The sequence below is a fragment of the Ferrimonas sediminicola genome (genome assembly GCF_005116715.1).
In the GTDB taxonomy this organism is placed as follows: domain Bacteria; phylum Pseudomonadota; class Gammaproteobacteria; order Enterobacterales; family Shewanellaceae; genus Ferrimonas; species Ferrimonas sediminicola.
On sequence record NZ_SWCI01000003.1, the window covers coordinates 35,249 to 49,365 of the forward strand.

At 61.4% G+C, this 14,117-nt stretch carries 15 protein-coding genes; 5 read left to right on the top strand and 10 right to left on the bottom strand.

From position 1 onward, the window contains the following. Positions 1–5 precede the first annotated feature (5 nt). Entirely contained in the window at positions 6–1,001 is a 996-nt protein-coding gene (gene ubiU / locus FCL40_RS06050) for a ubiquinone anaerobic biosynthesis protein UbiU (protein WP_136852270.1), read from the bottom strand. Positions 1,002–1,139: 138 nt separating this feature from the next. On the opposite strand from ubiU, the gene ubiT reads away from it, so the two are divergent. Then, on the top strand, positions 1,140–1,580 hold the full coding sequence (gene ubiT / locus FCL40_RS06055; RefSeq protein WP_136852271.1) for a ubiquinone anaerobic biosynthesis accessory factor UbiT: 441 nt from the start codon (positions 1,140–1,142) through the stop codon (positions 1,578–1,580). Here the strand turns inward: ubiT and FCL40_RS06060 are convergent. The 3 genes from FCL40_RS06060 to queF all read right to left on the bottom strand — a co-directional run bounded on the left by FCL40_RS06060 (position 1,549) and on the right by queF (position 4,232). Continuing rightward, complete coding sequence (locus tag FCL40_RS06060) at positions 1,549–1,800, bottom strand: YfhL family 4Fe-4S dicluster ferredoxin (protein WP_136852272.1); 252 nt, start codon at positions 1,798–1,800, stop codon at positions 1,549–1,551. The genes ubiT and FCL40_RS06060 overlap by 32 nt on opposite strands. A gap of 104 nt (positions 1,801–1,904) precedes the next feature. Beyond that, complete coding sequence (gene trhP / locus FCL40_RS06065) at positions 1,905–3,278, bottom strand: prephenate-dependent tRNA uridine(34) hydroxylase TrhP (protein ID WP_136852273.1); 1,374 nt, start codon at positions 3,276–3,278, stop codon at positions 1,905–1,907. 99 nt (positions 3,279–3,377) lie between these two features. Next, positions 3,378–4,232 (bottom strand): NADPH-dependent 7-cyano-7-deazaguanine reductase QueF, encoded by an 855-nt coding sequence (queF, locus tag FCL40_RS06070; protein ID WP_136852274.1) that lies wholly within the window; start codon positions 4,230–4,232, stop codon positions 3,378–3,380. Between the two features lie 57 nt (positions 4,233–4,289). Between queF and syd the strand changes: the two genes are divergently transcribed. Together syd and FCL40_RS06080 are read left to right on the top strand one after the other, a co-directional pair. Continuing rightward, positions 4,290–4,910, top strand: a complete 621-nt coding sequence (gene syd / locus FCL40_RS06075) for a SecY-interacting protein (protein WP_136852275.1) — start codon at positions 4,290–4,292, stop codon at positions 4,908–4,910. Between the two features lie 472 nt (positions 4,911–5,382). Next, a complete protein-coding gene (locus FCL40_RS06080; protein ID WP_136852276.1) occupies positions 5,383–7,428 on the top strand; it encodes an Ig-like domain-containing protein in 2,046 nt (681 codons plus the stop codon). Positions 7,429–7,513: 85 nt separating this feature from the next. Here FCL40_RS06080 and exaC read toward each other — a convergent pair whose 3' ends face one another. The 3 genes from exaC to FCL40_RS06095 all read right to left on the bottom strand — a co-directional run bounded on the left by exaC (position 7,514) and on the right by FCL40_RS06095 (position 10,352). After that, positions 7,514–9,031: an acetaldehyde dehydrogenase ExaC gene (gene exaC / locus FCL40_RS06085; protein WP_136852277.1), complete on the bottom strand. Its 1,518-nt coding sequence runs from the start codon at positions 9,029–9,031 to the stop codon at positions 7,514–7,516. Positions 9,032–9,201: 170 nt separating this feature from the next. Further along, the gene (locus FCL40_RS06090) at positions 9,202–9,978 is read right to left on the bottom strand and encodes a Zn-ribbon-containing protein (protein ID WP_136852278.1); all 777 of its coding nucleotides are present in this window, start codon (positions 9,976–9,978) and stop codon (positions 9,202–9,204) included. Positions 9,979–10,067: 89 nt separating this feature from the next. Next, entirely contained in the window at positions 10,068–10,352 is a 285-nt protein-coding gene (locus FCL40_RS06095; RefSeq protein WP_136852279.1) for a hypothetical protein, read from the bottom strand. 157 nt (positions 10,353–10,509) lie between these two features. Between FCL40_RS06095 and FCL40_RS06100 the strand changes: the two genes are divergently transcribed. Next, positions 10,510–10,896, top strand: a complete 387-nt coding sequence (locus tag FCL40_RS06100; protein ID WP_136852280.1) for a DUF3192 domain-containing protein — start codon at positions 10,510–10,512, stop codon at positions 10,894–10,896. 59 nt (positions 10,897–10,955) lie between these two features. Here FCL40_RS06100 and FCL40_RS06105 read toward each other — a convergent pair whose 3' ends face one another. Next, positions 10,956–11,189: a DUF2789 family protein gene (locus FCL40_RS06105; protein ID WP_136852281.1), complete on the bottom strand. Its 234-nt coding sequence runs from the start codon at positions 11,187–11,189 to the stop codon at positions 10,956–10,958. 150 nt (positions 11,190–11,339) lie between these two features. Between FCL40_RS06105 and FCL40_RS06110 the strand changes: the two genes are divergently transcribed. Continuing rightward, positions 11,340–11,984 carry a GNAT family N-acetyltransferase gene (locus tag FCL40_RS06110; RefSeq protein ID WP_136852282.1) on the top strand — a complete coding sequence of 215 codons (645 nt, stop codon included), beginning with the start codon at positions 11,340–11,342 and terminating at the stop codon, positions 11,982–11,984. A gap of 630 nt (positions 11,985–12,614) precedes the next feature. Here FCL40_RS06110 and FCL40_RS06115 read toward each other — a convergent pair. Next, complete coding sequence (locus tag FCL40_RS06115) at positions 12,615–13,031, bottom strand: DUF3301 domain-containing protein (protein ID WP_136852283.1); 417 nt, start codon at positions 13,029–13,031, stop codon at positions 12,615–12,617. A gap of 4 nt (positions 13,032–13,035) precedes the next feature. After that, positions 13,036–14,052, bottom strand: coding sequence for a DUF3549 family protein (locus FCL40_RS06120; RefSeq protein WP_136852284.1), 1,017 nt, complete (start codon positions 14,050–14,052; stop codon positions 13,036–13,038). Positions 14,053–14,117: the final 65 nt, after the last annotated feature.

Here is a 14,117-nt window from a genome sequence, read left to right on the forward strand (position 1 = left end):
CCCCCTCAGTGCCAGCTGCTCAGGTAGGCGCCTGCGGTGATCAGGCCTCCCTCCGCCAGGGGTTTCAGCCTCTGTTGCCAGCCGGGCTCACTGCGGTAGTGGTCGGGATCCGCCCGCCAGCGATCGATGGCCTCGCGCCACAGCCGGGTGACCTGGCGGGTGTAGTAGGGGCTGCGTTGACGCCCCTCCAGCTTTAGGGCCGCCACGCCGGCGCGGCCGAAGCGGGCCAGCAGCGGCAGGGTGGACAGCGAGCAGGGGCGGGAGATGGGGTAGAGGGGCTTGCCCTCCACCAGGTACTGGCCCTTGCAGACCGTGGGATAGCCGCCGGCCTCCCCGGGCTGGACCTGGTCCAGCAGGTGGCCGTCCAGGCGCACCTCCCGCTGGCCGTTGCGTTCGCCCCAGCTCACCAGGCTGCCGGGGGAGCAGGCGCCACCGGAATTGGGGGAGTGGCCACTGACGTAGTGGGAGAGCTGGCAGCGTCCCTCAGCCATGACGCACAGGCTGCCGCCGGCAAACACCTCGATCTCCACCGGGCTGGCGGCGCAGATCGCTTCCACGGTCTCTATGTCCAGCACCCGTGGCAGTACCGCCCGGGTGATGCCAAACTCCCGGTAAAACAGCCTGAGCGTGGGCAGGTTGGCGGCACTGGCCTGCACCGACAGGTGGCGCTCCACATCGGGATAGTGTTTCCGGGCATAGGCCAGCAGGCCGGGATCGGCCATGATCAGCGCCTTGACGCCGGCCTCTGCGGCCACGGCGACAGCGTCCTGCCAGCGGCTCTCCTGGCCGGGCTGGGGAAAGGTGTTGATGGCCACCATCAGCGCCTTGTGCCGATTCCGGCAGCGGCGGGAAGCCTCCTCCAGCTCGGCAGGGGTGAAGTTGATGCCGGCGAAGCGGCGGGCATTGGTGTCGTTCTTGAGACCGACATAGACGGCGTCGGCGCCGGCGTCCAGGGCGTTGTCCAGTGCGGCCAGGTTGGCCACAGGGGCAAGCAGTTCCATTGTCCGTGTTCCAGGTTCCAATATCGCGTCGTGACACTCTACCCAAACCATCTGACCAGACTTTGATCCTGAACACTGATTGTGACAAAAGTCCTGATTACAATGATTTTTTGATCTGTGAACGGATTTCATACGCCCATGAGCCTGCCCAAGCCCCCGGTGGCGCCGATCGCCCTGGCGCTCACCCCGCTGCTTAACCATAGATTCGGTGACCTGGTTCGCCAGGGGGATCTCGATTTTCTCGAAGGGCGGCGCATCGCCATCGCGGTGACCGGCGCGCCCTGGGCCCTGGCACTTGGGCTGGCGCAGGGACGCTGGCAGGTGGCCTGGGCCGACGGCAGTGAGCCAGCCGAGCTGTTGGGTAACTTGCGGGCCTTTGCCATCCTCGCCTGTGGTGAGGGGGATGCCGATGGGCTGTTCTTCCAGCGGCAGCTGGAGATGCGCGGGGAGACGGAACTGGCGATGGAGTTGAAGGCGCTGTTGGGCAGGGTCAGCCTGTTGCCTCCGGTGCCCGAGCCCTTGCAGGCGGCCGTGGCCCGGCTGAGAACTATGCCTTTCCTGTCAGGATCAGATATTTAGCCATCAGGGTGGCGTCATCTTCCCGGTGTTCGGGGTCCGGGTCGATGCAGTCGATGGGGCAGACACTGACGCAGGTGGGCTTGTCGTAGTGGCCGACGCACTCGGTGCAGCGGTCAGGATCGATCTCATAGATCTCCTCACCCATGCTGATCGCCTGGTTGGGGCACTCAGGTTCACACATGTCGCAGTTGATGCAGCTGTCGAGAATAATCAGGGCCATGTCGCTGTCGGTCGATTGTCGCTAAGGGCGGCGACTTTACCATAAGTTTAGCCTGGCAACAAAAAGGCGCCCTAGGGCGCCTTCTTTCTGACGGTGTCCGCCCCTTAGGCCGGCTTGACCGGGTTGCGGGTGGTCTGGCCCTCATCCAGGTTGCGCATCAGGATGGCATGGGACAGGTCCAGCTCTTCGGGCAGGGGCAGGTAGACGGTGTGGCCATTGCCCGGGGCAATCTCCACCTGTTCGCCCTTGTGGTTCTCGATGTGCGCCAGGTTGAAGTTGAGGTTACCCGCCGGGGTCATCAGCTCGACGCTGTTGCCCGCCTCGAAGCGGTTTTTCACCAGCACCTCCGCCAGGCCTTGGCCGTTGCGCTCTCCGGTCAGTTCGCCCACGAACTGCTGCTTCTCCGACACGGAGTAGCCGTAGTCGTAGTTCTGGTACTCGTCGTGAGTGTGACGGCGCAGGAAGCCCTCGGTGTAGCCGCGGTGGGCCAGGGATTCCAGAGAGAGCATCAGGTTGGGGTCGAAGGGGCGGCCCGCGGCGGCGTCATCAATGGCCTTGCGGTAGAGCTGGGCGGTGCGGGCCACATAGTAGAAGCTCTTGGTCCGGCCCTCGATCTTCAGGGAGTGCACTCCCATCGTCGCCAGGCGCTCCACATGCTGGATGGCGCGCAGATCCTTGGAGTTCATGATGTAGGTGCCGTGTTCATCCTCGAAGGCGGGCATGTATTCGCCGGGACGGTTGGCCTCCTGCAGCAGCACCACCTGGTCGCTGGTGGGGCCCTGGCCCAGGGTGGGCTCCACCATCTGCACGCCGCTGTCGGCGGGATTGACCGCCACCACGTCGCCGGATTCGGTCTCCTTGGCTTCATGGACGTTGTAGTTCCAGCGGCAGGCGTTGGTGCAGGTGCCCTGGTTGGGGTCCCGCTTGTTGATGTAGCCGGAGAGCAGGCAGCGGCCGGAGTAGGCCATGCACAGGGCGCCGTGGACAAACACCTCCAGCTCCATCTCGGGGCACTGCTGGCGGATCTCTTCGATCTCGTCCAGGGAGAGCTCCCGGGAGAGGATCACCCGATCGATTCCCTGGCGCTCCCAGAACTTGACGCTGGCCCAGTTGATGGCGTTGGCCTGCACCGACAGGTGAATGCTCTGCTCGGGGAAGGCGTCTTTCACCATCATGATCAGCCCGGGATCGGACATGATCAGCGCATCCGGCTTCATCTGGATCACCGGCGCGATGTCGCGCAGGTAGGTCTTCAGTTTGGAGTTGTGAGGGGCGATGTTGGACACCACATACAGCTTCTTGCCCAGCTGGTGGGCCTCTTCGATGCCGGTGGCCAGGTTGTCCAGGTTGAAGTCATTGTTGCGCACCCGCAGGCTGTAACGGGGCTGACCGGCGTAGACCGCGTCGGCACCGTAGGCGAAGGCGTAGCGCATATTTTTCAAAGTTCCCGCGGGGGACAGCAGTTCTGGCTTAAACATGGTGTTCCTATAGCTCCTCAAGGCGGCGGGCATTCTACAGAATGGCCGCCTCCGGATGCAAATTTTGATTACAAAGTAGCCATTGCCTTTGTGGGGCTATTACTGGCGGGCCAGACGGACGTTGGCGGGCAGCGGCTCGAAGTCGCTGCGGAAGGGGTTGATGTCGAGGCCGCCACGGCGGGTGTAGCGGGCGTAGACGGTCAACCGTTCACAGCCGCAGTAGCGCTTGAGATCCATGAAGATCCGTTCGACGCACTGCTCATGGAACTCGTTGTGGCGACGGAAGCTGATGAGGTAGCGCAGCAGCTTCTCCCGGTCGATCGCCTTGCCCCGGTAGCGGATCTGTACGCTGCCCCAGTCCGGTTGGGAGGTGATCAGGCAGTTGGACTTGAGCAGATTGGAGCGCAGGGTCTCCTCCACCACCTCACCGCTGGCGGCGCCCTCGAGGTAGTCCGGGTTGAACCGGTAGTCGTCGATGGCGATGTCCAGATCGTCGATCAGCTCGCCGTCGAACTCCGCCACCCGCTCCTGCTCGAACTCCGCCGGCAGCAGTATGCGAACGCTCACTTCTCCCTGGGCACACTGACTGAGATCTTTGGCCAGGGCCTGTTGCACCGCCTCGACGCTGTTGAATTTGGTCTGGTTGAAGCTGTTGAGGTAGAGTTTGAACGACTTGGACTCCACCAGGTTGCCGGAGGTGACCGGTAGGGCGAAATGGGCGATGGCCACCATAGGTTTGCCCCTGGCGTTGAGCCAGGAAAGCTCGAAGCCGGTCCAGACGTCGGCGCCGTCGAACGGCAGTTCGTCGCCCAGGCCGATGGCGTCGCGGTTGAGCTGTCGGGGCACCCCCTGCAGCAGCTCGGGGGCGTAGTGATCCTGGTACTGGGTCTGGTGGCCCAGGGTCAGTCCCTCGAGGGCCTCGGCGCCCTGATAGGGATCGTGGTGATCTGTCATAGTGATTCCGAAACGTGGCACAATATCCCGCTATTCTAACCCACAGAGGCCAACACCATGAACCTCAGCTCGCCCCTTGGCCAGTTTTTCGACCGCCACGCCCGCGCCTGGCGCCAGACCCACGGCCATCTGCCGGTGACCGATCGCCCCGAGTCCGGCCCCGCCGGCGCCGGTGATCACCCCCGGGGGCAACTGTGGCAGCCGGCGGCGCGCGCGCCCTTCGATTTTGCCAACCTGGCCCGGGCCCTGGAACTGACCCTGCATCCCAGCCTGGCAGCCTTCTACGGCCACTACTATGCGGGCAATCCCGGCTTCGATGCCCCCTTCGGCGCCGGGGAACTGCTGCAGCCGTGGAACGAGGAGGATTTCGAGTTTCTGCAGGAGAACCTCATCGGTCATGCCATGATGAAGCAGAAGCTGAAGCAGCCGCCGACCTGGTTTATCGGGGTGATGGCCGACTCCGACCTGATGCTGGTGCTGGACAACGGCGACGGTTCCATCTGGCTGGAACTGCCCGGCATGGAGCCGGAGACCCGGGTGGCGGACTCTCTGGAGGCACTGCTGCAGAGCCTGTCGCCCAGGGTGGTGCTGCCGGAGCCGATGGCGGAGGCGTCGCCACGTCCCGGCTTCTGGCAGCGGGTCAAGACCATGCTGGGACACCTGACTGGCCGCAGCTGATCGGCTGCGTCTGTCAGTCATCCTCTGTTTGGGAAGAGACCGCCCAGCCAGCAGAGCCCTGGGGCAGGGTTGTTCTTTGGCCATATCCTGCCTTTTGCGCCTTTTGGGGCGTGCTTTTCCCCCTGGGCGACTGTTTCGATTGACCAGCTCAAGGTCCGCACCAGAAACGGATGCCGGCGTCCCTCGGCAAGGAGTTATGGCTGGCTGAAGGGGGAAACGAGGCATAATTATTGCATTTTTTGGTGTTTTTGATGCGTTATTTTTTCAAAGGCCTATAAATTCCCAGTAAACTTTAATATTGGCGCAACTTCAGGCAATAAGGCGTCAATATCAAGACATTGAACTGACGATGGTTTGATTATCCAGCAATCTTGGACTATAGAAAAAAGCACTCTCATGGAATGTATGGATGCTTCTGATGAAATATGCAGGTTTGCGGGAAATTTTTGCTTTTCTTTTCGCACTAGGATTGATGACGGGCTGCGGCGGCGATGGCAGCCTGGATCAGCAAGACCCGTCGGAGCGGCCCGAGAACTGGCAGCCTGGCGGTGGCGCCACCGGCAGTGGTGACAGCACAGCCGCCAGCCATACCCTCGAGATGACTATGTGGGATTGTCCGGATCCCTTTGCCGACACCCTCGATGGCTGTAGCCAAAGTAGCGGTTTCGATGCCCAGAAGGCGGCGGTGCTGAGGGTGATGGCCCGGCGCGACGGTTCCGGCTCCGACGGGGAGCTGGTTAACGTGTACAGTGACAAGGGCAGCCTGATCCCCGCCGATGGCCGGGTGCTGACCGGTGAGGATGGCAGCGCCCTGCTTCGCATCCAGGCCGATGACGATGAAGGGGTGGTGGCCATCAGTGCCAGCTACGCCGACGCCACTACCCAGATCTATGCCCAGATCAACGCCATTCAGGCGGGGCTGACCGTGTCCACCAGCCTGGCCGATGGCCAGGTGCTCTCCGATGGCTCCACCATGGCGGTGACCGCGTCACTGACGGTGAACGGCCAGCCCTATCTGGATCCCCTGCCGGTGACCTTCTCTTCCACCTGTGCCCTTGGCGGCAAGGCGGAGATCGATGAACAGGTTCTTTCCCAGGAGGGACAGGCGGTGGCCACTTACCGTTCCACCGGCTGTGAGCAGCAGGACCAGATTACCGCCACCCTGACCCTGGGCAGCAGCACAGCCACCGACAGCGTCACCGTGCCCCTGGCGGCGGTGCCCATCGCCAGTATCCAGTATCTCTCGGCCACCCCGGACTACCTGCAGCTGGAGGGGACCGGGGGCGTACGCACGACCACGCTGATGTTCCAGGTGCTGGATCAGAACGGCCAGCCCAAGCAGGGGGTGGATGTGGCCCTCTCCCCGGCCAGCGGTGAGGAGCGCTTTACCCTGAATACCCTGCAGGCCAGGAGTGACAACCAGGGGATGGTGTCGGTCACGGTGACCTCCAAAAACCTGCCTGGGCCCTTCCGGGTGAAGGCCGAGGTGGTGGACAGCGATCCGCTGATCGTGGCGGTCTCCCAGGAGTTGCGGGTTGGCACCGGCCTGCCCGATAAGGACAGTTTCGATCTCAGCTTCTCGGTGCTCAATCCCCAGGCCTGGCCCTACAATGGCGTGCGGGTCCTAGTTACCGCGTCGGCGGGCGATCACTTCAATAACCCGGTGCCGGATGGTACGGCCATCTCATTTATTACCGATGGGGGCTTGATCGAGGCCAATTGCCATACCACTGATGGTCATTGCTCGGTAGATTGGTTTTCTCAGGACCCTCGCCCTGAGGATGGCCGGGTAACTGTAACGGCTTTTATCGAGGGGGAGGAATCCTTCGACGATGCCAATGGCAATGGCTTCTATGACCAGGGCGAGTGGGACGGTGTCGATGAGCATGAGGTCTACATCGATGCTAATGAAAACGGTCAATATGATGTTGGAGAGGTGTTTATCGACCGAAACGGCAACGGTCAGTGGGATGGCGGCGATAGCCACTACAACGGCCTGCTGTGTCGGGGGGCGCCCCTGACCAACGGCGACTGCAGCCGGGAACTGGTGGACCTGAATGTTTCGGGCGTTATTGCAATGTCTGGTGCCAACCCGAAGGCGTACTTCTGCTACTTCGATCTTTCAGATGACGATGGCGACGGTGATTTTGGCTGGTATGACTGTTGGAACAATGAGACCAATAAAGCATGGGAGGCAGGCAGCTTGACAGGGGTATCGATCGCACTGGCCTGTGTCATGGATGAGGCCCCCAGTGGAGTATTAAATCCCGCGCCCGCCGGTACCAAGATTGAATTTACCGCCGGCGGCGACCTACAGACGTCCGGGCGCACCTCCTATACCCAAATCAGTACCTCGGGCATTATCTACAGCGACACCGGAATTGATAACCGAACGAGTTGTGGCCTTGGCGGCTACTTCGTCGAGCTGGATACAACCGACGGCGGAGGAGAGCTGGTGTTAGAAGTGACCTACCCTGATAGCACTAGTATCTCCAAGTCGATGGTTGTTAACCCTTAAGCGCAGTGATACCCGGTTTCACCGGGCACAGTAAAACGGCCTCTTGCGAGGCCGTTTTTTTTGCTGGCGTTCAGAACAAGCACAGTCAGAAGAATCCCAGCGGGTTGGGATCGTAGCTCACCAGCAGGTTCTTGGTCTGCTGATAGTTGGACAGGGCGGCCTTGTGGGTCTCCCGGCCCATGCCCGACTGCTTATAGCCGCCGAAGGCGGCGTGGGCGGGGTAGAGATGGTAGCAGTTGACCCACACCCGGCCGGCTTCGATGGCACGCCCCATGCGCATGGCCAGGTTCTGGTTCATGGTCCATACCCCCGCCCCCAGGCCGTAGCTGGTGTCATTGGCGATGGCGATCGCTTCGGCTTCATCCTTGAAGGTGGTGATCCCCAGGGTGGGACCGAAGATCTCCTCCTGGAACACCCGCATCTCGTTGTGGCCCTTGATCAGGGTTGGCTGCACATAGAAGCCGCCGTTGCCGTCGGCGGGGGTGAAGGTGTCGCCGCCGAGCAGGAACTCGGCGCCCTCCTCGCGGGCCACCTTCATGTAGCTCATGATCTTGTCGAACTGCTCCTGGGAGGCCTGGGCGCCCACCTGGGTGTCGGTGTCCAGGGGGTTACCCTGCCTGATCTCTTTAGCCCGCGCCAGCACCCGCTCGATGAAGCGGTCGTAGATGGACTCCTGCACCAGCGCACGGGAGGGGCAGGTACACACCTCGCCCTGGTTAAAGAAGCCTAGCAGCAGCCCCTCGACACACTTGTCGATGAACGCGTCCTCCTGCTCCATGATGTCCTCGAAATAGAGGTTGGGGGACTTGCCCCCCAGTTCCAGGGTCACCGGGATCAGGTTGTCCGCCCCCTGGTGCATGATGTGGCGTCCCACCTGGGTGGAGCCGGTAAAGGCCAGCTTGCGGATCCGTTTGGAGCTGGCCAGGGCCTGGCCCGCTTCCTCGCCATAGCCGTTGACCACGTTTACCACCCCGGGCGGCAGCAGGTCGCCGATGGTCTCCAACAACACCAGGATGCTGGCTGGGGTCTGCTCGGCGGGTTTGAGCACCACGCAGCAACCGGCGGCCAGGGCCGGAGCCAGCTTCCAGGCGGCCATCAGCAGCGGGAAGTTCCAGGGGATAATCTGCCCTACCACGCCGATGGGCTCATGGAAGTGATAGGCGCAGGTGGTGCTGTCCAGTTGGCCGATGGAGCCCTCCTGGGCGCGCAGAGCCCCGGCAAAGTAGCGGAAGTGGTCCACACACAGGGGCAGGTCGGCGGCCAGGGTTTCACGGATCGGTTTGCCGTTGTCCCAGGTCTCCACCAGGGCCAGGGTTTCGCTGTGGGCTTCGATGCGATCGGCGATCTTCAGCAGCAGGTTGGCCCGCTCGGCGGCGGCGGTCGCCCCCCACACCGGCTGCGCCCGGTGGGCGGCGTCCAGGGCCAGCTCAATGTCAGCCGCAGCCGAGCGGGGGATCTCGCAGATGGTGGAGCCGTCCACCGGGCTGGTGTTGTCGAAGTACTGCCCTGCCACCGGTTCGACCCACTGGCCGCCGATGTAGTTCTGGTAACGGGGTTTAAAGCTGAACAGGGCGCCCGGGGTGCCGGGTTTTTGGTAGATCATGGTGCGTCTCCTTCGCGGTTGCGAGCCCCGGCACGGCGGAGACGACCTGCCCTGATACGGCTTGGGCTTCGGCGGTGCCGAAAGCTCTGAGGATGGCGGCCCGGAACAGGGCCGATGTTTGAGTATGCAGACCCTGGGCAGAGTTGCCTACCGACTTTAGTCTAAGGGGGCTAGATCAGGTCCCAGGAGAGGTTGGAGACCAGGCGGCAATCGTGGCAGACGAAGTGGAACAGGTCGTGAATGGACTCTCCAAGATACCACTCGCTGTTGCCGCAGCGGGGACAGGGGCGCGCCTTCTCCTCGGCGAGGGAGCCGCCGCCGACCCGGTACAGGTAGTAGTAGGTGGGCACCTGGGTAAGGTGCTCGATGCGGCCGCGCAGATCCCAGCCGCGGCGAAACAGGGCGCTGTCGATGCGGGTGATTTCATCCAGGGCGGCAAACTCGACCGCACCGCTGCCGGCCATCTGCAGCTCGTCGCACGCCTGCCACTCGCTCTGCCACTTGATCAGCGCCTTGTGATCGCCGTTGAAGGTGGCGGGCAACCGGTACAGGGGCACCGGCATCATGGTTTCGCCATCCCGCAGGGGTGAGCAGGTGTGTACATAGGTGGTGTAGAGTAGCTGCCAGTTGCTGGGCAGCACCGGAGAGCTGGCCTCACTGTTGATGTCGCGTCCCAGGACTTTGAGGCGGGGGCGGGTCAGCTTGGCCTCTGCCAGCAGGTCGAGGCGCCGCTGCACCCAGGCGGAGTGAAACCTGGGGTGCAGGCTCTCCTCTTCGGGACACAGGGCCCGCAGCCGGAACTCGGCGTCGTGCTGCATCACCGGAAACTCTTTCCCAAGAATCTGGCCATTGGCCCGCCACGCCTCCACCAACTGGTTGATGGCATACTCCACCTGGGACAGGGTGGTGTCGGCAAAGCACTCAAAGCGAAGTTCGACCAGATACATAGGCGGCTCCAAAATCATCAGGGCGGCATTATAGCGGTCGGGACGACCGGGGCAAGGATCGGCTTCGCGCCCTGAGAGTTGGCAGGAGGTTAGCGGAGTTTGGCCTCGAGGGCCTCCAGCCTGGCACTGAGCAGGGCAACCTGGCGCTCCAGTTGTGCCAGGCGGTCCTCTTGCTGAGGGGCGGGGCTGGGTGGCGTTTCCGGCAGTGGCAGTTGGGCCAGCACCGCCTGTGGGTCCGCCTGGTAGGCTTTTATCGCCTGGATCAGGGCGGGCATTGGGTGGCGGCCGGTGGCGGCCCCCTTGAGGCGGGCCAGGGTCACCTCGTGTCCCTGATGGTGAAGCTTGGCCAGGGCCAGCAGGATATCTTGGTTCATGGTGGTAAAAAGTAGTGAGATTTACCAACAGTGTGGCGTATTTGCTGATTTTAACACAAGCAATATATATAAGCATTTGATTTTTAACTAATTTAACTTGTGGCAAACCTCTTGCAGGCCTTGGTGCGTTATCGATTTTTGCCAAGGAGAAACCAGAATGAAGACCCAATTGATGCTGCCCGCTGCCGCTGCCCTGATCCTCAGCCTGTCTGGATGTGTTGTCGCCGTGGGTGGCGACGGCTGGGAGGGAGACAGCTGGGATGGCGACAGCCGCAGTAGCTGGGAGGAGGTGGAGAAGCACAATCGCGAGAAGTTGTCTCAGTTGAGCCCGGGGATGAGCGTTGATCAGGTTGTCGCCCTGATGGGTACCGCCGAGTTCAACGAGTTTTACCGTGACGATGAGAAGAGCGTACAGGTGCTGTTTTATAGGACTCACCGCACCAAGGGGGACGGCAAGACCTCCAAGGACGAGTGCACGCCGGTGGTCTTCGAGGGGGGCAAGGTCGTGGGCTGGGGCAGCAAGGCGTACACCAACGCCATCTGATGCCTGCCCCAGGCTATGTGCAAAGGAACGTCGGCATCGCCGGCGTTTTTTCTTAGGGGTCAGTTCTTGTGAAGCAGGGTGTCCAGTTGATCGATGATTTCGCTCCATTCGCCGTCACTGCAACGGCCCTCCTTGAGGAAATCCGCCTGGGCCTGGCTCCAGAAACCCGCCGCCTCAATAGGGGTATCGGCGTCCAGATGGTAGCCCTGGATAAAGTGGGAGATGGAAACTGGGTCACTGGCCATGCCCAGTTGCTCGAACAGGGTGTTCAGATTGGCTTTGGTGGTGTCCATTGCTGCATCCTCTCCATCGATTCAAACCTCTTGAGTGTAGTCTCAAAGCCCGGACCCGGTGGGCGGTTTTAGCGCGGGGCGGGGTACACTGGGAAAAGATCTTGTGTTATCAAGGTGAGTGTAGAGAGAGTTGAACGCAGGAGAGAAGAGATGGGCCTAGGGCAACACGCCGAGATTGAGGCCAGTTACCTGACAGCGGAAGAGCTGCGGGTCGCCGCTTCGTTACTGTATAACGCCTACCATGATGACCTGTTCTTTCAACAGGCCTTTGGCCGCCAGGGGTATGGCCAGAAGCTGAGAGCCGCTTTGAGAGAGGAGCTGGCCGAGCTGTGGCAACACAAACAGAAACTGGTGGGTTTCTATCAGACTGATGTGCTGGTGGCCGTGGCCTGCATCGTCGACAAGGACTACCCCCAGGGCGAGAGCCGTTACTGGTACTGGCGGCTGAAGATGGCCCTGGGAACCGGTTGGAGCCCGACCCGCCACTGGATGGAGCGGGAAGATGAGCTGAAGAGGATGCTGCCCGGTGATGATTACTGGCTGCTGCAACTGATTGCGGTTCATCCTCAGCATCAGCAGCAGGGGATCGGAGGCCAGGTGCTCAGTTCGCTGCTGCAACTGCTCTCCGAGAGTGACTCCCAGGGATTGGCGGTTTTCGTCTCTCAGCCGCAGCATGAGAAGTTGTTCCTTCGCAAGGGGTTTAGGGCGATGGAAAAGGTGGCTCTGGGGGATGTGACCGGCCAATTAATGTACTTCGATGCGGCCAGGGGGGAGGGGATCGCGCAAACACCTTGATGGATTTTGTGCGAGATCTCTTACAAGCCTGTAGGAAAATGGTGGGTCTCAGGGGGCGTCCTGATGTGTTATCAAAACTCAACCAATTGATTGTAATAGATAAGTGCTTTGGCAACTTGGTTGACTGGTGAATAATTCGCCTTGCATTGATTTGGCCCCCTATCTTGTTTGTTTCTGTGATCTGAGTAGACTTTGAAGTGTGCCAAGGGAACAGGCTTCTGAATCGGCTTGGAGATGCGTGACAGGGAGTTGCCATCGAGAAGACGGTTTAGGCAACCCGGACAGACATCACTAGGATGGTGAGACATGAACGGGAAGCCACTCTGCCAGGATTGCAGAATCCCAGGGACGGTACGGGACACCTCCAGGATGGAGACGCGTTCGATAACAGGATGTTATCGTGTTAAGGAAAACAGTACAGTCATGTACAGGGATGCTGAAGGATCAGCACAGGGAAGGCCGCAGGAAGCGAAGAGTACGCAAGGATGGTGCAGGGAGCACGAATTATAGCGGGATTGCTTAGCGTGTAATATCTAGGGGCGCACTCGGTGCGCCCCGTTCTATTTTTCGGCCCCCAGTCTGCTCCCCTGATAAACCGGAGCTGCCGTGCGTCTCCTGACTGGCGGGCAGCTATTTGCACCCGCTGGAGCAACCGCCGCTGGAGCAGTTGGAGGTCGGGGCTCCTCCGCCGCCACATCCACCGATCCGACCTTTGCTTTCGGGAGCCTCCTGCCACTCAGGCTCCGGGTAGAGCGGCATCTCGACATCCTTCAGTTTCCTGCCGTTCATCACCAGCACCGCGTACAGCCGGTTCATGCCGTCGGTGGAAAACTCACACTGATAGCGGGTGTTCCACCCCAGTCCCTGACCGGCAATGAAGCCCAGGCGAGCCTGGACCCGGGCGGTACTGATCCACTGCAGTCGACGCTTTTGACAGACTCTCTTGGCGTGAAATTCTGCAATTTCAGAAATTTGCCTAAGCTGCCAGAAGATGGCGGCGATGCCGCACACCACCAGTCCAAGAATAAGATCGGTTAGATTCAACATCCCGTTATGCCTTTACGTTGCGCATGAGGTGGCCGATCGCTTCCGCCAGGGCCGGTTCCCGCTCAGGATCCCTCAAGACACCCAAAACCCGTTGCCGTAACGTTGGCATGGAAACCAGATCGGAGTAAAGGGCCACGAACAGAGTTTTATCCAGTTTTGCCAGCTGGGTCAGATAGGCTTTCAGCAGGGTGGGGGTAGCCAGGGCTGACCAACAGCGGGCGGCGATCACCACCAGGGTGTCGGCCGATGCTTGCGGCAGGGCAAGCTCGATCGCTCGGGGCAGCCACTGCTCCGTGCCGGCCAGTCCGCGCAGGGCCATCTGGTTGATGGCATCGTTGTCGCCGTTGTCCATCAGGGACAGCCAGGCTTGCGCCATCTCGGGGGAGCAGGGAAAGTGTTCAGCGACCGATGCGAACGCCGCCAGCGGCTCGGGAGGCATCTGGCCGATGGCTTCCGGCATCTCCTGTTGCCGTTGAGTCTGGGTGATGCGCGCCAGGTTGTCCGCCAGGCCCTGCAGGCCCAACTGCTGCCAGTTATCCCAACCCAACTGGCCCTTGAGGTAGCTCTGGCAGTGCTCGTAATAGATGGAGGCGGGACGTGCCAGCTGGGCATTGACGCGGGCGTGAAACACCGCCAGCTTGTCCTGGCTGGGCTGGAAGATAAAGGGGTTGCTCTTCAGCTTCTGTTGCTGCGTTTCGGTCATCGGAGCGGTGGGGTCTCCACCCAGGGCATCCACCACGGTCTGCAGGAACTGACTGCGGGCAGCCGGATTGAGCAGGCCGCGCTCATCCAGCGGCAGCTTAATGAACCAGATGTAATGGTCCTGGGACAGTGCCGGATTCCAGAACAGCACTCCAAGCCAGGCGTGCCCGCCACGTGGGTAGGGGTAGGGGCTGTGGGTGGCTTCCACCTGGGCAAATTCGATGGGATCCAGGGGGACGACCCGGCGCCCCAGGTCGAACACCTGGTACTGGACGCCTGCGGCCTGGAGGAACTGGTGCAAAGTGGTGATGTTGTCCATGAGCTCTCTCTGGGATCGGGCACGAGGGTTATGCGTTTGAGCGCGCTATTATAGGGCCAAGGGGG